The following is a 16532-nucleotide window of genomic DNA, read 5'->3' as shown; positions in this document are numbered from 1 at the left end:
TTCGGAGATGTCAGGCAGGCAGGCGCAGCGCGCCGGGCGCGGACGCGGGCACCGCGGGCTGGGCAGGGGCGACCGGGCTGATCCGCCGGTAGGGGGCACCGAGGTCAGGACGCGGATCCGCCTCGCCCTTGTTGGGCCAGAACGCCATCGCCCGTTCCGCCTGCGCGGTGATGGTGAGCGACGGGTTCACGCCGAGATTCGCGGTGATGGCGCTGCCGTCGGCGATGTGCAAACCGGGGTAGCCGTAGACCCGCTGGTAGGGATCGATCACCCCGGTCTCGCGAGAGTCACCGATCGTGCAGCCGCCGATGTAGTGGGCGGTCGCGGGGATGTTGAAGATATCGGTGGCGACATTGCCGCTGATGCCGTCGATCTCGGACGCGTACTTGCGGGCGATGTCGTGCGCCAGCGGAATCCACGCCGGATTCGGTTCCCCACTGCCCTGTTTGGTGACCAGCCTGCGCCCCTTCAGATACGAAGTGAGCGAGTTGTCCAGCGACTGCATGACGAGCAGGATCACCGACCGGTCCGAGGCGCCGTGCGCGTTCTGCGAGCGCAGGAACTGCACCGGATGCAACAGGATCGTCAGCAGCAGCCGCAGGAACCGGAACGCCCCACCGTCGACCATCGGCACCGTCTGCAGGAACAGTGCGTTCTGCCCCGACCCGTAGGTGCACACCTCCACGTGGGTGTGCGGTTCCGGGTGAATGGAGGAGGTGATCGCCACGCCCTGGGCGAAGTCCTTGCGGGACTTGCTGGTGACGCCGATGATCGCCTCGGAATTGCTGCGGGTCAGCTCGCCGACGCGCGGCGACAGCTGCGGCAGAGTGCCGTCGGCGCGCAGCGTGTGCAACAGCTTCTGGGTGCCGAGCGCGGCCGCCGCGAACACCACCTGCCCGGCGGTGAACGTGCGCCGCTCCTTACGCAACCAGCCGTTCGACGCGACGGTCTCGACCCGGTACCCGCCCACGCCGTCGGGCGCCACCGAGGTGACGGTGGTCAGCGGATGCACCTGCGCCCCGCGGCTTTCCGCCAGATGCAGGTAGTTCACCGTCGTGGTGTTCTTCGCGTTGTGCTTGCAGCCGGTGAAACAATCCGAGCAGTGGATGCAGCCGGCGCGGCGCGGTCCGGCGCCGCCGAAGTAGGGGTCGTCGACCTCGGTGCCCTCGTTGCCCTCGTTGAAGAAGACCCCGACCTGGGTGCGGTGGAAGGTGTCGGCGACGTTCAGGCCACGCGCGACATCCAGCAGCACTTCGTCTTTCGGGCCGATCCGCGGGTTCTCGACGACGCCGAGCATCCGCTTGGCCTGGTCGTAGTACGGCGCCAGCTCGGTCTTCCAGTCGGTGATGTGCGCCCACGCGCGGTCGCGATAGAACTCGGGCAGCGGCTCGTAGAGGGTGTTGCCGTAGATCAGCGAACCACCGCCGACACCGGAGCCACTGAACACCAGGCACTTGCCGAGCACGCTGATCCGCTGCGGCCCGGTCAGCCCGAGGCGCGGCGCCCAGATCGCCTTGGGGATGTTCCAGTTGGTCTTCGGGTAGTCCTCGGCGTTCCAGCGCCTGCCGGATTCCAGAACACCCACCCGGTAGCCCTTTTCGGTCAGGCGCAGCGCGGTGACGCTGCCGCCGAATCCGGAGCCGACGACGATCACGTCGTAGTCGTACGCAGTCATGCAGAGATCACCTCGTAGTCGGCGGGGTCGAACCGCGCCTGTTTCTTGTATTGGAATCCGAGCAGTGGCCAGTTGGTGGTGATCCGGCCGTCGGCCTGCCGGTACCAGGACGTGCACTGGCTCCACACACTGTTGGTCAGGTGTGCCTGGATCTGTGTGTCGTAGGCCTGCTCCACCTCCGGGCGCACCGTCAGCGGTTTCCCGGTCGCGGCGAGATGGTCGACATAGTCGCCGAGGTATTCGGCCTGGGCCTCGAGGAAGTAGATGATCGAGCCACCACCGGTATTGGTGTTGGGCCCGTACATGATGAACAGGTTCGGGAACCGCGGCACCGTCATGCCGTAATAGGCGTGCGCCCCGGTCTTCCACTCCTGCTCGAGCGGGTGCCCTTCCGCGCCGGTGATCGTCATCGGCGCCAGGAATTCGGTCGTCTTGAACCCGGTGCCCCAGATGATGACGTCGACCTCGTGTTCACGCCCGTCGGCGGTGCGCACCCCCGCCGGGGTGATCCCGGTGATCTTCTCGCCGGTGACCTCCACATTCGGCTCGGCCAGCGCGGGGAGATAGTCGTCGGAGAACAGGATTCGCTTGCAGCCGATCGGATAGTCGGGCCACACCTGCTCGAACAGGCCGGGCTTGGCCTTGGTCTGTCGGCGCATGTGCTGCTTGGACATCGACTTGACCACGGCAGCGAGCGATTTGGAATACACCCAGGCGACGCTGAGGCCCTCGGTCACGCCGTACCAGGTGCCCCGTTCGGCGAGTGCGGTCACCGGCAGTTTCTCGAACACCCGATGGTGGAACGCGGAGAACTCACGGTCGGGCCGCGGGATGATGTAGGGCGCGCTGCGCTGGAAGACGGTCAGTTTCGCGACCTTGGGCTGGATCTCGGGGACGAACTGGACCGCGCTCGCCCCGGTCCCGATCACGGCGACCCGCTTGCCCGTCAGGTCGACGTCGTGATTCCACTCGGCGGAGTGGAAACTGTCCCCCGCGAACGTGTCCCGGCCCTCGATGGCGGGCAGCGCCGGCCGCGAGAGCTGGCCGACCGCCGACACCACGACATCGACCACCACGGTGTCCCCGGTGCTCAACCGCACGGTCCACCTACCGGTCGCGTCGTCGAACTCCGCGGCGGTGACCTCGGTGCCGAAGCGGATGTGGCGGCGCACATCGTATTTGTCGGCGACGGTGCGGATGTAGTCCAGAATCGCCGGTTGCCGGGAGAACCGGTGCGGCCAGCGCGGATTCGGTTCGAACGAGTACGAGTAGAACGGTGAGGGCACATCGCAGGCGGCGCCGGGATAGGTGTTCTCCCGCCAGACGCCGCCGACCTCGTCGGCCTTCTCGAAGACGACGATGTCGTCGAACCCCCGCTTCTTCAGCGCGATGACAGCGGCCAATCCGCCGAAACCGCTCCCGATGACCGCGATCGACGGTGTCATGAGGTCCTCCGGTTCTCGAGGATGATCCGAGTGCACAGCTGCGGGTCGTCACTGAACGGCAGGTGACCGCAGCCGGGGAGATCCAGGTGCCGCGCGAACGGCAGGACTTCCCGCGCGCGAGCGCTCTGGGTGCGATGGATGAGCACGACGTCGCGGGTACCCCAGGCGATCGTCACCGGGATATCGCGCAGTGACCCGGAGTCGTCGTCGGGAGCGAGGATGTAGGTGGCGAAGTCGTCGCGCGCGTCGGTGAACGAGGTCGCGCCCGCCAGACCGGCCAGCGCGACGCGCGCGGCGTCCGGGTCCACGCGCTTCGGGCGACCGAACATGACCGACAGCAGCGCGGCCCGGCCGAGGGGATGCTCGACCGCGCGGTCGAGCGCCGGACCCACCTGCCGCGCTGCTGCGCGCATCGCGGTCAGCGAACCCTGGACCCAGCGCAGGCCCGGCCTGCCGTAGAAGCCGACGGGCGAGAACGCGGTGACGGCGGAGGCGACGCCGGTGCGGCCCAATTCGATGCCGATACCGCCGCCCATCGAGCTACCGACGACATGCGGCCGTCGAATCTCGTTGTCGTGCAGCCATTGCGCGAGCCAGCTCGCGTACCCGCGTGGTCCGGGCCGGATGCCGGGCAGCGGCGGTGACGCGCCGAATCCGGGGAGGTCGACGGCGATCACCTCGTGCTGTTCGGCCAGCAGGTCGATGACCGGCGCGAAGATCTGCCAGCGACTGCCGAGCCCGTGCACGAGCACGATCGGCGAGCCGGTGCCCCGGCGAACATGAGAGATCTGCGTCATCGCAGCCCTTCATCCAGAAGAAACAGTTACTGCGTACGGTTTGTTGATTGCATCAGGTCATTGCTGCTGCGTCAATAGTCAAAGTACGCGGCATTCACCGATCTTTACCGTCACGGCGTACGATTTCTTGAGTGACCGTGCAACAACCGCGCCGTACCCAGGCCGAACGCCGGGCCTCCACCAGGGCCCTCATCCTCGACTGCACCGCGCAATGCCTGCTCGAACGCGGCTACGCGGCGACCACCGTCAGTGCCGTCCAGGAACGCGCCGGACTCGCGCGCGGCACCGTGCAGCACCACTTCCCCACCCGAACCGACCTGCTCATCGCGGCCACCACCCGGGTCGTCGACCTGCGGCTCGAACAGTTCCGCCGCGAGGCCGAACTCCTGCCACCCGGCCGCGACCGGCTGCAATCGGTCGTCGACCTCGCCTGGCGCGACCTCAACAGCCCCGCCTTCTTCACCGCGCTCGACCTGTGGGTCGCGGCACGCACCGACACCGAACTGCGCGAGCGCCTCGTCCACGAGGAACGGCGGGTGTTCACCGAGATGCGCAGGCTCTACCTCTCCGTCGTCGGCGAACCGTACGCCTCCGACCCGCGTGCCGAGATCCTGGTCGAATTCACCATCGACCTGCTGACCGGCCTGTCGATGACGGCCATGCTCACCGGAACGCTCGGTGAGCGCGAAGCGGTCGTGCGCCGCTGGAAGCGCGCGCTCGCCGTACTGATCGGCAGACTACCCAGCGACGAACTGCTCGACGGCAGCCCGCTGCCCGCAGTCGCCGGCTGAGCGAACCCGGCGTCAGCCGATCCCGGACAATCCGTGCCAGCACAGCGCGACCGTCGTTTCCACGGCGACGCGCTTGGGGATCGGACGGCCCGCGTCCAGCCACTGACGGGCCGCCAGATGACTGGCCCCGACCACACCGAACGCACACGTGTACGCCCGGGCGTCGTCCATGCCCGCCGCCCGCAACTCGGCACTGACCAGCACCGCGCACTCACCGAACGCGTGCCGCGACCGCCAGCGCACGCTGGGTTCACTCGGCACCGGCGACTCGAAGATCAGGACGTGGCCGTCCGGGTCCTCGTCGACGAAGTCGAAATAGGCCTGCACCGCCCGCCGCACCTTGTCCTCCTGCCCGGTCGCACCGGCCAGCGCGTCGCGGATGCCGCGCACCATCCGGTCCAGATGGTGTTGCAGGACAGCGAGATACAGATCCAGCTTGTTCGCGTAGAGGGTGTAGATGACCGGCTTGCTCATCCCGGCCCGCGCGCTGATCTGATCCATACTCGCGCCGTGATAACCGTGCGCGACGAACACCTCGCGCGCCGCGTTCAGCGCCGCCAGGAGCCGTTCCGCGCGGGCCGCGACAGTGCCGCCGGTCTCGTTGGCGTCGTCATCCTCGGGGAGCAGGATGTCGCTGTGCAGGACTGTCATGAGACCAGCCCTCCTTCGCAGGGTCGTTCGGTCACCATGTCAACACCGGCTTCACCACGCGTCCGGCCCGCTGATCGGCCAGTGCGGCAGCGATCTCGGTGTGCGGGTACCGGCCGATGAGCCGCTCGACCGGGAACCGGCCGTTCGCGTACAGGTCGAGCAGCTGCGGAATGAAGGTGGCGGGCACACTGTCACCTTCGAGACACCCGCGAATCGTCTTGCCGCGCAGCACGATATCGCTGACATCCACCGGCGGGGCGCCCGCACCGAGACCGACCGCGACCACCGTCGCCCCGGTGGTGAGCGCTGCCACCGCATCCGCCAGGACCGCCGGGACACCCGTGGTGTCCAGCGCGTGGGTGACGCCACCGCCGGTGAGGTCACGAATCCGCGGCACCGTCGGCCCCTCGGCTGGATCCAGCGCGACCTCGGCACCCAGCTCGAGCGCGAGTTCCCGCCGGGCAGCCGACGTTTCGACCACCACCACACGCACTCCGGCCACGCTGCGGGCAGCCAGCAGCGCGGCCATCCCGACCGCGCCCGCACCGTACACCGCCAGCCAGGCGCCCGATTCGGGGCGCAAAGCGTTGAGCACCGCGCCCGCGCCGGTCTGGAATCCGCACCCGAACGGCGCAGCCGCCGCCAGGTCGATCGCGGGATCGACGACGATGGTGTTGTCCTCGGTCGTCAGCGCGTAGCCGGCGAAACTCGACTGGCCGAAGAATCCGTCCAGCACCGGGGTGCCGTCGAGCAGCACGCGCGGTGTGTCGTGGGCACGGCGACCGAACTGGTTGAGCGCGATCGAGCGATGACAGTACGCGGGGCGACCGGCCAGGCAGGTCGCGCACGCGCCACAATGCCGGAAGGTCAGCACGACATGATCACCGGGCGAGACCGTGCCGACGCCGGGCCCGACCGCGGCCACCACGCCCGCGCCCTCGTGGCCGAGCAGGATCGGCCGGTCCGCCGCACCTGCGCGCCGGGTCACCAGGTCGGTGTGACAGATCCCGGCGGCGGCGATCCGCACCAGGATCTCCCCGGCCCGCGGCTCGTCGATCTCGACCGGTTCGATCGAGAACGCCGCGGCCGGGTCGCGCGACAGGACCGCCGTGGTACGCATCAGGACACCCGTTCCAGCAGGAAGTAGAAGTGTTCGCCGCGCGACAGCACCAGCTCCGGTCGACCGTTCATGATGCCCATCAGGGTCCGCTCGTCGAGCCACTTGAAGTGGTCGAACACGGCGCGACCGTCGTAGACCATCGTCGCGGTGACCTCACCGCGGAACTCGATGTTCCACAGCGTCGCCTCGCCCTGTCCCAGTTCGACATTGGAGAACAGGGTGCCGTCCTCGGCCCGGCAGATCAGCGGTTTGGCATCGTCGAGGGCGAGGAAGGTCTTGCCGTACCAGCGGCTGGCGGGCAGCGCCCGGCACAGCGGGTGTCCGGTCTGGAAGGCGCCGCCGCGCCATTCGCCGAAGATGTCCTCGGCGCGGGCAGGCCGTAGCCGGGTCCAGAGCGCGTCCAGTTCCTCGGGGGAGACGCCGTCGGTCTCGTCCCGCAGTTGCTGCCAGCGTGGCTTGTCCGCGCCCATGATGTCCTCGTCTCGCCGATTTCAGAACCATCCGGTTCCAGAACGGACCATAGTTCCGAACCAGATGGTTCGGCAAGGGGTACGATCCGGCCATGCGGGCAGCAGGTGAGGCGACCAGGGAACGAATACTCGCCGCCGCCAAGGCCGAGTTCGCCGAATTCGGCATCGCCGGAGCCAGGATCAACCGCATCGCGGACGCCGCCCACGCCAGCAAAGACCGGCTCTACGCCTACTTCCCCGGCAAGAACGAGCTCTATGCGGCCGTCACCGAACGCTGGACCAGCGAAACCGCCGTCGAAACCGCCCTGAGCGCCGACGACCTCCCCGCCTATGTCGGACGCCTCTTCGACCATTTCGTCGCCCACCCCGACAACGCGCGCCTGCAGGCCTGGTCCGATCTCGAACCGGCGGGCGCCTTCTTCGGCGCGATCCTGCGCGACACGATCGACGCGAAACTCACCGAACTCCGCCGCGGACAGCGCGAAGGCCTGATCACCGCCGAGATCCCGGCGCCGATCCTGCTCCGGATGCTCTCCGACCTGGCTCGCACCAACGCGATGCGGGCCGGGCTCGCCGCCGAGAAGGGCGACACCGACCAACTGGCATCGCGCCGCGCGGCAACCGTCTGCGCGGCCGCCCGCATCGTCGCGCCTTGATCGAGCGCCGTCTTCGTCTCCTCGTACTGTCGTCCGGTGAACGAAAACCTGCGCATCTTCTTCCTCGGCGATTCCTTCGTCCAAGGCATTGGTGATCCCGAGTACCGGGGCTGGGCCGGGCGGGTCCTCGCCGAAACCGGCACGGGGATGACGGCATTCAATCTCGGGGTCCGTCGCAACACCTCCGACGATGTCCTGCGACGCTGCTGGACCGAGATCGAGACCCGTATAGCGCCCGACGCCGACCATCGGCTGGTTTTGTCCTTCGGCAGCAACGACGCGGTCGAACAGGACGGTGTGGTCCGGGTCGATCCGGACCGCTGCCTGGCCAATCTCGCGACCATCCTGGACGGGGCACGGCACCGCGCGATCGCGCCGCTGATCGTCGGCCCACCACCGGTTGTCGACGCAGGCGAAACCCACCTGCGCAGAACAACCACGCTCGCCGAACGAATGGCGGCCCTGTGCCGCACCCACGACGTGCCGTTCATCGCCACGACAACGACCTTGGCCGAGGACCCGACCTGGCGGGCCGAGGCGCTCGCCGGCGACGGCGCCCATCCTGGTAGCGGCGGCTACCGGCGACTGGCCGACATCGTTCTCGTCGGCGGGTGGCACGAGTGGATCGCCCAGCCGCGCCGGTGACCTCAGCGAGCGGGCGTCGCGCGGGGGCTTTCGGTGCGCGGGACCTGGAGTAGCTGGCGGGCGATGAGGTCGGTGAGGTGTTCGCGCGTGGTGTCGAATTCCCCGCGCATCCACGCCGCGACCAGCTCGAGGGTGCCACTGACCACGACGTAGGCAGACATCGCCGAGTCGAGCACGTCGTCCGAGGAATCCGGGAGGAGTTCCCGGGCGACCGCGGCCATGGCTGTGGCGATCGCGTGCTGGGTGGACAGCCGCGCGGTTTGCAGCGCTTCGGTGCTGTGGGCAGTCAGCAGCAGCGCGTGCCTGCGGGGGTCGGCGATCAGGAACCCCAGCGCGGCGCCGGCGGCGGCATGGACCTGGCTGTGGATATCGGGCGCCGCCGCGTGGGTCGCCGCGACGACGGTCGCGATGCCTTCCGCGGTGAGTTCGTCGACCAGCGCCGACAGCAGGGTGTCGCGGTCGGTGAACTGCTCGTAGAAATAGCGGTCGTTGAGCCGCGCGCGGGTGCAGACCGCCCGCTTGGTGACCGCGGGCGCGCCGCCCTCGGCAAGGAGGTCCAGCGCCGCGTCGAACAGTGCGGCACGGCGCCGGGATCGACGCTCGTCGGCAGCCACCCCCGCGTAGGCGCGGGACGTCGCCGTGCTGTCGGAGTGCTCACCCGTGCTCTTGACCATCCCACCATTCTGGTGCACTCTGACACCATACGAGTTTTTGGTGTCACTTGGCACCAGATTGGCGCCGAGGCGGCGCCCGTGCCCGTATGTCCTCGACGCTGGAACAAAGGAGTTCCCGATGACCTGTCCCGTGCCTCACATCACCGAATCGACCGCACCCGAACACCTTTCCGGTGCCGTCGCGCGATTCGAGCGAGTGGGCGGATCGGTACTGTTCGGCCTGTTCGCGGTAGGCCTGTTCGATCAGACGATGCTGCCGCCGGTCTCCGCCGCACTGGAAGACACCGGACGTTCGCGGAATCAGCCCTGGGCGCGAGCGATCCGCACCGCCGCCGCCGACCAGCTGATCTACCACGGCGAAGACCCCGAACGTGCCACCGAAGCACACCGGCTGATGGTGCTGCACCGCGATGTCAAAGGCGTCGGCCCGGACGGCGAACGGTACTCCGCGCTCAACCCGCAGGCATGGAACTGGATCCTCTACTCGACGTTCTTCGTCCAGCGCGGCGCCTACATCGCCCTCACCGGCACCGAACCCTCACCCGCCGAGAACCAGGCGATCTGGGACCACTACCGGCACAAGACCGACGGTTTGCACCTGCCCGGCAAGTCCCGGCCGATCGAGGACTACACCGAACTGGTCGCCCACTACGAGCGTATGGCCGCCGACGAACTCCGCTGCACACCCGCACTCGCCGCCGCCACCACCTCGGTCCGGCAGGCGCCGCTACCGGACTTCTTCCCCGCCGCGGCAGGCCCGCTGTGGCGGCTGGGGTCCCCCGCACTCGGCCACGTGGTGATGGTGCTCGGCTGCGGCATCATGCATCCCGACGTGCGCGCCCGCATGCCCATCACCTGGACCCGCCGCCACGACCGCGAATTCGCGGCGATCACCGCCGTGCTGCGAGTCGCCTTCGACCGGCTGCCCGCCTCGGTCACCGACTCCCCGATGGCGCGCAACCGGCGCAAATACCGCAAGCTGGTGACGCAGTATCGCGATCTCGGACTGACCTCGTTCGCGCCCGACCCCGCCGTCAGGTCCTGAGCGAAGGGCCCGAATCAGGCCCTGTTGACAGCATTCGACCCCCACCGGATCATCTTCTCGGACACTTGTCCGAGACTCGATGCCAGAGGCGGTACCCATGCTCGATTCCCCCGTCACCTCGGCCGAACAGGCCGACGTCGTCGTAGTCGGCGCACGCTGCGCCGGCTCCGCGACGGCCGTGACGCTGGCACGAGCAGGACACCGGGTCGTCGTCCTGGACGCCGCTCCCCTGCCCTCGGACACGCTGTCCACCCATCTGCTGTGGCCGGCCGGACTCGCCGAATTGCAGCGGCTGGGTGTACTCGCCGAAGTCGAGGAACTCGGTGCGCCCCGGCTGACCCAGGCCTACGCCGAAGGCGCCGGATACGGCATCGAATCGCCGTTCCCCACCGTCGACGGGATCGACTACGCGATGTGCGTGCGGCGCACCGGCCTCGACGGCGTCCTCGTGCGCGCCGCCATCGCGGCGGGCGCCGACGTCCGCCCGCGATGCCGGGTCACCTCCGTCGTCTGGGCGCAGAACCGTTGTGCCGGTGTGCGATACACCGACCAGTCCGGTGCCGTCGTCGAAATCACCGCAGCGCTGGTCGTCGGCGCGGACGGCCGCAACAGCACCGTCGCCCGATCGGTGGGCGCCGACCAACCGTTCCTCACCACGCCCAGCGGACGCGACTGCTACTACGCGTACTGGCGTGACAACACCGGCAACCCACGCCACACCGCCGCCCAATGGCGCCACGGCGCCGACCTCGGCACCGCGTTCCCCTGCGACGACGGCCTCATCCTGAGCCTCGTGCAACCACCCGCGGAACCGGGCCGATCCGGTCCGGCCGAAGCCGAACGGCGCTATGCCGAAGCGGTCGAACGGATTCCCGCGCTCGCCGCCCGGCTCCACGGATGCGAACGCGTCGGCCGGGTCCGCGCGGCGACCGGCATCGCCTCCTACTTCCGGCGATCCGCAGGCCCCGGCTGGGCACTCCCCGGCGACGCCGGACACTTCAAAGATCCCGTCACCGCCCAGGGCATCCGCGACGCCCTGCACTACGGACGACTACTCGCCGAAGCCGTCACCGAGGTCATCGACGATCCGCGCGCGCTCGACCGGACACTGCTGGAATGGGAGCACCGGCGCACCATAGAATGCCGCGACATCTTCCACTGGACCAACCGGCTCGCTCGCGGAGAAGCCATGCGCCCCTTGGAGATCGAGCTGTACCGCAGCGCCATCGCCGACCCGGAACTGGCCCGCATCACCACCGGCATCTTCTCCCGCACCCGCAAACCCGCCGAGCTGTGCGCCCCGCCGCGCGCAGCACGGCTGGTCCTCGGCGCCCTGCACCACCAGCGCGCGAACGCCCTCGCCGTTCTCCTCGATCTCGCCCGCGAGATCCGCGAGGGCACCCGCAACTGGTTCACGAACCGAACCGCCCTGCGCGGCAACATGCCCCACTCGACCACACCGGCCAAGCCGCCTCGGCAGCCTACGCCGAGCCCGCCTGTTCTCGAAGGTCCAGCAACCCGAGGCCGACGAGGTCACTGACGTACTTCTCGATCAGTTCCGGGCGCAGGTGCGGGATATCGTGCTCGGCCCCGATCCGTGCCGCCCGCACCGCCGCCTGGAAACCGTCGGCGGGCAACGCGGAACCGGGTAGCGGCCGACCCGGACGGCGGTGTGCGTGCAACAGCGGAAGCAGGGTGTGTTTGCGCTGCTCCTCGGGCAGAGCCCGCAACGCGGTCCCGAAACGCGCGAACCATTCGCCGTAGTCGTCGATGCGGTCCACCCGATGACCCGCCTCGATCAGCCAGTCGACGAACACATCGAGCGAAATGCCGTCGTCGTGCGGGTTGACGACATCGTAGGTGCGATACCCCTCGGTCGCCGCCGCACCGAGCCCGGTCACAGCGGCAGCGACGAAGTCGGCAGGCAGCCCGTCGTAGTGTGCGCGTTGCCGGCGACCACGGGAATCGGTGACGTAGAACGACATCGGCGCGAGACCGGTCACCAGCACACTCAGCAGCAAACGGGTGAACACGTCGGGCACATTCAGCTGACCCGGATACCCGCTGTGCGCGAGGATCATGTCCGAACGGAACACCACCACCGGCAACCCGAAACGGTCCGACGCCTCCCGCAGCAGCACCTCGCCCGCCCACTTGCTGTTGCCGTACCCGTTGGCATAGGTCTGGTCGAGGCGGCGCACGGGACTCATGGTCCGCACGTCACCGTCCTCGGCGAAGGACACCCCCTGTGCCGCGACCGCCACCGTCGACAGATAGCTCACCGGCTTGCGTGTCGACGTCAGCGCGAGCCGGATGACTTCCGCGGTACCGACCACATTCGGGCCGAACAGTTGCGCATAGGGCAGCACGTGATTCACCAGCGCCGCCGAGTGCGCGATCAGGTCGACCTCCTCTGCCAAGCGCTGCCAACTCGACGAGTCGAGACCGAAATTCGGTTCCCCGATATCGCCGGGCACCACCTCCAGCGCGCCGGCGGCGAGCGCGCGGAAACGCTCGCGCAGGTCGCTGTCGGTATCGAAGGCCGCGTCGAGTCGCGCCCGGGCGGCACCGGCATCGCCGCCCCTGACCACGCAGATCACCCGGCCGCCGACCGGCGCCAGCCGTTCCAGCCAGGTCAGCAGCAGAAACCGGCCGAGATAGCCGTTCGCGCCCGTGATCAGCACCGTGTTCGCCGGCGTCGGCGCCGCCCGAACGCCCGGCGCCTCGGCCAACGTCTCAGCGTCGAGAAACTGTGCCAAAGTCAGGTCGGTGGCACGGATCGTGGTCGCGTGTGCGCCGTGCACCGCGTCGATATCGATTCTGCGCGTGCCCGGTTCGCGTTCGCGACGGACATAATCGGCGATCCGGGTCAGGTCACTGTCAGGTCCGAGCAGCACGCTCACCGGAACGTCGACATCCAGGAGTTCCCGCAGCAGTGTCGAATACGACAGGGCTGCCAGCGAATCCCCACCCAGATCACCGAACCGCATGTCCGGGCGCAGGTCGGAAGCCGCGCAGCCGAGCACCGCCCGCGCGGCACGAGCGACCGTGTCGAACAGCGGAAGGCCCGCGGCGTCGCGGCGCAAACTCGCCAGCTCCGTCTCCTGATCCCGCGCCACCTCGTCGTACAGCGCTTCCAGACGCTCGTCGTAATGCTGCTTCAGCTTGGGCCGCAACAGCTTCCCGACACCCGAGAGCAGGCCGTTGGCGATCGAGAACGGTTCCGGCTCGATCAGGAAGTCACGCGGGATCTCATACGGCTCCAACTCCGCGATGGCGGCGGCACGCTGCAAGGACGCACCCACCGCGGCCCGCAACCCGTCGGCCGGTCCGGCGAGCGCCGCCTCGGTCGGCACGACAACGGCCAGCAGATACGCGCGTTCACTGCTGCCGTACACATAGATCTGGCGCACCAGGTCGGCACCGGCGAAGATCGCCTCCAGCCGCGACACCGTCACGAACTCACCCTGCGACAGCTTCAGCACGTTGTTGCGGCGATCGACATAGGCCAGCCGGTCGGGCGCCAGCTCGGCGACCACATCCCCCGTACGGCAGAAACCGTCCTCGTCGAACACCTCGGCCGTGACCTCGGGACGCCGGTAGTAGCCGGCGATCATGGTCGTCGTCTTCAACAGCAGCTCACCACGCGGATACGGCTTGTCGGTGCGGAAATAGCCGAGCTCCGGCACATCGACGAGCTTGTAGTCCAGCACCGGCGGCCGCATCACCTTGGTATCGAAGATGACGCCCCCACCGGTCTCGGTGGAGCCGTATCCGTCGTGCAGCCGCAGCTGCAATACCGACTCCACGAAACTGCGCAGATCCGGCGCGATCGGCGCGCTCCCGCACAGCACCGTCATCAGCCGGCCACCCAGGAACTGTTCACGCAGTTCGGTTTTCACCTCGTCACCGAGCGCGTCCAGGTCGACACCCGGCCGCGAACGCCGACCGACCTCGCGCCGGAACCGCTGCAGGATCATGTCGCACACCCGCGGCACCAGGAAGATCTCCGTCGGCCGCACCAATTCGATGTCCTCGAACAGGGTCGACATATCCGCTGCCGCGGCGAAATACGCGGTCCCGCCACGGGCGAGCACACCGGTCAGCGTCAGCCGGGCCGCGATATGGCTCATCGGCAGAAAATTCACATTGATGACGGCGTTCGGCCGGGCAACCTGCCACCCCACCGCGACGAGGCGATGGGTATACATCGCGCCCTTGGGTGTGCCGGTGCTACCGGAGGTGTAGATCAGCATCGCCAGCGGATCCTCGCCGACCGCAGGCACTGCCAACGGTGCGGGATCGAGCGCCCGGCCTCGGTCGACCGTCTCGTCGACGGTGTGTAGCGCGACCATGGAACCTGCCGCGGACAGCCGCGCGCGAGCCGCGGCGAGTGCGTCGCGATGATCGTCGTCGTCGGCGTGACAGTCGAACACCATCAGCGTGTGTGGTGACGCACCGCCGAGAACAGCATCGACCGCGATCGCCAGGTGCGCGGTGTCCACCGCGAACACCCGCGGCGCCGTCTCGTCCAGGATCGAGCGCAGTTGCGCCAGACCCGCACCCGCCTGCAACGGAACCGCGACCGCACCCAGGTGGATCGTCGCCAGATCGAGCACGGTGTAGTCGGCGCCGGTGAACCCGAGGGTCGCGACGAAGTCGTCCGCCGCGACACCGGCTGTGTGCCAGGCAGCTGCGAGAGCACAGGCCCGCTCCCACACCTCGCGGTAGGTCAGCAGTTCGAACTCCGGCAGCAGACGCCGGGTCGCGCGACCACCCTCGGACACCAGTTCGGTGCGCCGGACGCCGAGCGCGGGCCGGTCCGCGTACGCGGTCATCACCGTCGACACGATCTCGGCCAGTGGGAGACCGGGAGTGGTGACCGCCGCGTGGACGTCCTCGTCGGGTGCCGCCGCGTGGATCTGCGCGTCTTCGGCGTAGAGCGTCCTGATGCGATGAGCCAGCCGCTCGGCGTCGAAATCGACCGTCATGCCTCGGTCTTCCGATCGGCAGTGCCCGGCAGCGAGATCCGAACCCCGTGCCACGCTTCCCGTTTCGCGGCATCGGGGTCGATCAGCACGCGGGACGGATGGTCGATGATGCAGGTTGCCCTGCGCTCGGCCGTGTAGGGCGACCAGGTCGGCAGCGGTCGGCCGGTACGGGCGAAACTCAGCCAATTGTCCTGGACCAGATCCTGCACGGACCGGAACGCGCGCCGCCCGCCCGCCGACGTCATCGCCCGGCCGACCGGAGTATCGACCCACCCGAACACCGGAACCAGGTCGAGCGCGTGGGTCGCACCGAAACCGGCCAGCCGCACCGCGCGCGGCGCGAAATCGAAGCGGTAAGCGTAGGTCGGCGCGAACCGGCTGTGACCTTCCAGCACGGCCAGCGTCGGACGCCAGAACATGAAATCACCACCGATCCGCACCGCGGTCCTGGCCGCGGGATAGCCGGGGTAACTCCTGATCACGCGCTGCTCGGCGCCGGGATCGCAGCGCCCGAACGCAGTCGCCAGCTGCTCAGGTGTATGCGGGACCGACTTCATGAACCGCTGGAACAGCGTCGCCTCGTCCCGGTTGGTGCCGATGATCAGCGGCACCGGGTGGGCACGACCCGCGGTGATCGCATCGATCGGCGCCTCGGGCAGGAAGCCGCCGTCGACCACCGGCGTGTACGGGAAACTGCCGGGCTGCTCACGCAGGGACCGGCCCAGCGCACGGTCGGCCGCCCGGCACAGCTCACTCGCCCGTGCCGTAGTCAGGACGGTCGCGGCGCCGGCGGGATCGGCGCCCAGCCGTTGCAGGCAACTGCGGGCGAACCGGCGCGCCTCCTCCGGTTGTGCCGTCCAATCCGCCGGTGCACTCTGCGCGATCCCCCGGTGGAACAAGCCTCGTGCCGCAGGGGTCGCCAGCAGCGTGACCACCGCGTTCGCGCCCGCCGATTCACCGAAGACGGTGACATTGCCGGGATCGCCGCCGAACGCGGCGATATTGCGCTGCACCCACTCGAGCGCCGCGACCTGATCGCGCAGGCCCAGATTCGACTCGAACGGCCTTTCCGGCGTGGAGAACTCGCTGAAGTCGACATAGCCGAGCGCGCCGAGCCGGTAGGTCACCGACACCACCACGACATCACCGCGCACCGCCAGCCGCGCACCGGAATACATGCTGGCCGCGCCGATGACATACCCGCCGCCGTGAATGAACACCATCACCGGCCGCGGGCTCGCCGACGGCGTCGCCGGGGCGGTCACATTCAGGGTGAGACAGTCCTCGCCCGTGGGCTGCCAGGTGCGCGGCCCGGTGCGGGCACCGTTGGGATGCTGCGTCGCGGCGAAACCGAACTCCGTCGCCGAGCGCACCCCCGTCCACGGTTGTACTGGTTGAGGGGCGCGGAACCTCAGTTCCCCGACGGGCGGGGCCGCATAGGGCAGGGCACGCCAGCTGACGACTCGACGGCCCGCACGACCGCGCACGACTCCGTCGGCGGTCACGATCTCGGTGGACACCATTCCTTCACAGTACGTGGTACCAGCGGTACCGCGCAGGCGGTTCGGTCGT

14 protein-coding genes are annotated in these 16532 nt (G+C 68.8%); 5 read left to right on the top strand and 9 right to left on the bottom strand.

Annotated elements, in window-relative coordinates; all coding sequences use genetic code 11:
* Positions 1-10: 10 nt before the first annotated feature.
* From ACFVAV_RS14600 to ACFVAV_RS14590, 3 genes are read right to left on the bottom strand one after another with little or no spacing between them, the layout of a single operon-like run.
* Positions 11-1675 carry a GMC oxidoreductase gene (locus ACFVAV_RS14600; RefSeq protein ID WP_379034967.1) on the bottom strand — a complete coding sequence of 555 codons (1665 nt, stop codon included), beginning with the start codon at positions 1673-1675 and terminating at the stop codon, positions 11-13.
* Positions 1672-3120: a flavin-containing monooxygenase gene (locus tag ACFVAV_RS14595; protein WP_379034965.1), complete on the bottom strand. Its 1449-nt coding sequence runs from the start codon at positions 3118-3120 to the stop codon at positions 1672-1674. The genes ACFVAV_RS14600 and ACFVAV_RS14595 overlap by 4 nt, the downstream gene beginning before the upstream one ends.
* On the bottom strand, positions 3117-3917 hold the full coding sequence (locus tag ACFVAV_RS14590; RefSeq protein ID WP_379034963.1) for an alpha/beta fold hydrolase: 801 nt from the start codon (positions 3915-3917) through the stop codon (positions 3117-3119). Before ACFVAV_RS14590 ends, ACFVAV_RS14595 begins: the two co-directional genes overlap by 4 nt.
* Before the next feature lie 131 nt (positions 3918-4048).
* Here ACFVAV_RS14590 and ACFVAV_RS14585 point away from each other — a divergent pair, with 131 nt between their 5' ends.
* Entirely contained in the window at positions 4049-4708 is a 660-nt protein-coding gene (locus ACFVAV_RS14585) for a TetR/AcrR family transcriptional regulator (RefSeq protein ID WP_379034961.1), read from the top strand.
* Between the two features lie 12 nt (positions 4709-4720).
* On the opposite strand, the gene ACFVAV_RS14580 is transcribed toward ACFVAV_RS14585, so the two are convergent.
* The 3 genes from ACFVAV_RS14580 to ACFVAV_RS14570 are packed head-to-tail and all read right to left on the bottom strand — an operon-like array spanning position 4721 to position 6949.
* Positions 4721-5359, bottom strand: a complete 639-nt coding sequence (locus ACFVAV_RS14580; RefSeq protein ID WP_379034959.1) for a TetR/AcrR family transcriptional regulator — start codon at positions 5357-5359, stop codon at positions 4721-4723.
* Positions 5360-5390: 31 nt separating this feature from the next.
* Complete coding sequence (locus ACFVAV_RS14575; RefSeq protein WP_379034957.1) at positions 5391-6479, bottom strand: NAD(P)-dependent alcohol dehydrogenase; 1089 nt, start codon at positions 6477-6479, stop codon at positions 5391-5393.
* Entirely contained in the window at positions 6479-6949 is a 471-nt protein-coding gene (locus ACFVAV_RS14570; RefSeq protein WP_379034955.1) for a DUF4334 domain-containing protein, read from the bottom strand. Before ACFVAV_RS14570 ends, ACFVAV_RS14575 begins: the two co-directional genes overlap by 1 nt.
* A gap of 92 nt (positions 6950-7041) precedes the next feature.
* Here ACFVAV_RS14570 and ACFVAV_RS14565 point away from each other — a divergent pair, with 92 nt between their 5' ends.
* Together ACFVAV_RS14565 and ACFVAV_RS14560 are read left to right on the top strand one after the other, a co-directional pair.
* On the top strand, positions 7042-7605 hold the full coding sequence (locus tag ACFVAV_RS14565) for a TetR family transcriptional regulator (RefSeq protein WP_379034953.1): 564 nt from the start codon (positions 7042-7044) through the stop codon (positions 7603-7605).
* Between the two features lie 36 nt (positions 7606-7641).
* A complete protein-coding gene (locus ACFVAV_RS14560) occupies positions 7642-8250 on the top strand; it encodes a GDSL-type esterase/lipase family protein (protein WP_379034951.1) in 609 nt (202 codons plus the stop codon).
* Positions 8251-8252: 2 nt separating this feature from the next.
* Here the strand turns inward: ACFVAV_RS14560 and ACFVAV_RS14555 are convergent, their stop codons facing one another.
* Positions 8253-8924, bottom strand: coding sequence for a TetR/AcrR family transcriptional regulator (locus tag ACFVAV_RS14555; protein ID WP_379034949.1), 672 nt, complete (start codon positions 8922-8924; stop codon positions 8253-8255).
* Positions 8925-9042: 118 nt separating this feature from the next.
* Between ACFVAV_RS14555 and ACFVAV_RS14550 the strand changes: the two genes are divergently transcribed.
* Both ACFVAV_RS14550 and ACFVAV_RS14545 read left to right on the top strand, forming a co-directional pair.
* A complete protein-coding gene (locus ACFVAV_RS14550; protein WP_379034947.1) occupies positions 9043-9969 on the top strand; it encodes an oxygenase MpaB family protein in 927 nt (308 codons plus the stop codon).
* A 97-nt stretch (positions 9970-10066) separates the two neighbouring features.
* Positions 10067-11509 (top strand): NAD(P)/FAD-dependent oxidoreductase, encoded by a 1443-nt coding sequence (locus ACFVAV_RS14545; RefSeq protein ID WP_379034945.1) that lies wholly within the window; start codon positions 10067-10069, stop codon positions 11507-11509.
* Here the strand turns inward: ACFVAV_RS14545 and car are convergent.
* Both car and ACFVAV_RS14535 read right to left on the bottom strand, forming a co-directional pair.
* Complete coding sequence (gene car / locus ACFVAV_RS14540) at positions 11451-14960, bottom strand: carboxylic acid reductase (protein ID WP_379034942.1); 3510 nt, start codon at positions 14958-14960, stop codon at positions 11451-11453. The two genes, ACFVAV_RS14545 and car, sit on opposite strands and share 59 nt — an antisense overlap.
* On the bottom strand, positions 14957-16483 hold the full coding sequence (locus ACFVAV_RS14535; RefSeq protein WP_379034940.1) for a carboxylesterase/lipase family protein: 1527 nt from the start codon (positions 16481-16483) through the stop codon (positions 14957-14959). The genes car and ACFVAV_RS14535 overlap by 4 nt, the downstream gene beginning before the upstream one ends.
* Positions 16484-16532 lie beyond the last annotated feature (49 nt).

It is taken from the genome of Nocardia sp. NPDC057663 (assembly GCF_042799895.1).
Taxonomy (GTDB): domain Bacteria; phylum Actinomycetota; class Actinomycetes; order Mycobacteriales; family Mycobacteriaceae; genus Nocardia.
The sequence above is the reverse complement of the archived record's forward strand: the minus strand, read 5'-3'. Positions and strand labels throughout refer to the sequence as shown.

Excerpts from the sequence above, each read along its gene's own strand:
- ACFVAV_RS14550 (WP_379034947.1), top strand. The coding sequence starts at position 9,043 with ATGACCTGTCCCGTGCCTCACATCACCGAATCGACCGCACCCGAACAC.
- ACFVAV_RS14570 (WP_379034955.1), bottom strand. The coding sequence starts at position 6,949 with ATGGGCGCGGACAAGCCACGCTGGCAGCAACTGCGGGACGAGACCGAC.
- ACFVAV_RS14565 (WP_379034953.1), top strand. The coding sequence starts at position 7,042 with ATGCGGGCAGCAGGTGAGGCGACCAGGGAACGAATACTCGCCGCCGCC.
- ACFVAV_RS14600 (WP_379034967.1), bottom strand. The coding sequence starts at position 1,675 with ATGACTGCGTACGACTACGACGTGATCGTCGTCGGCTCCGGATTCGGC.
- car (WP_379034942.1), bottom strand. The coding sequence starts at position 14,960 with ATGACGGTCGATTTCGACGCCGAGCGGCTGGCTCATCGCATCAGGACG.
- ACFVAV_RS14545 (WP_379034945.1), top strand. The coding sequence starts at position 10,067 with ATGCTCGATTCCCCCGTCACCTCGGCCGAACAGGCCGACGTCGTCGTA.
- ACFVAV_RS14555 (WP_379034949.1), bottom strand. The coding sequence starts at position 8,924 with ATGGTCAAGAGCACGGGTGAGCACTCCGACAGCACGGCGACGTCCCGC.
- ACFVAV_RS14595 (WP_379034965.1), bottom strand. The coding sequence starts at position 3,120 with ATGACACCGTCGATCGCGGTCATCGGGAGCGGTTTCGGCGGATTGGCC.
- ACFVAV_RS14580 (WP_379034959.1), bottom strand. The coding sequence starts at position 5,359 with ATGACAGTCCTGCACAGCGACATCCTGCTCCCCGAGGATGACGACGCC.
- ACFVAV_RS14535 (WP_379034940.1), bottom strand. The coding sequence starts at position 16,483 with ATGGTGTCCACCGAGATCGTGACCGCCGACGGAGTCGTGCGCGGTCGT.
- ACFVAV_RS14575 (WP_379034957.1), bottom strand. The coding sequence starts at position 6,479 with ATGCGTACCACGGCGGTCCTGTCGCGCGACCCGGCCGCGGCGTTCTCG.
- ACFVAV_RS14590 (WP_379034963.1), bottom strand. The coding sequence starts at position 3,917 with ATGACGCAGATCTCTCATGTTCGCCGGGGCACCGGCTCGCCGATCGTG.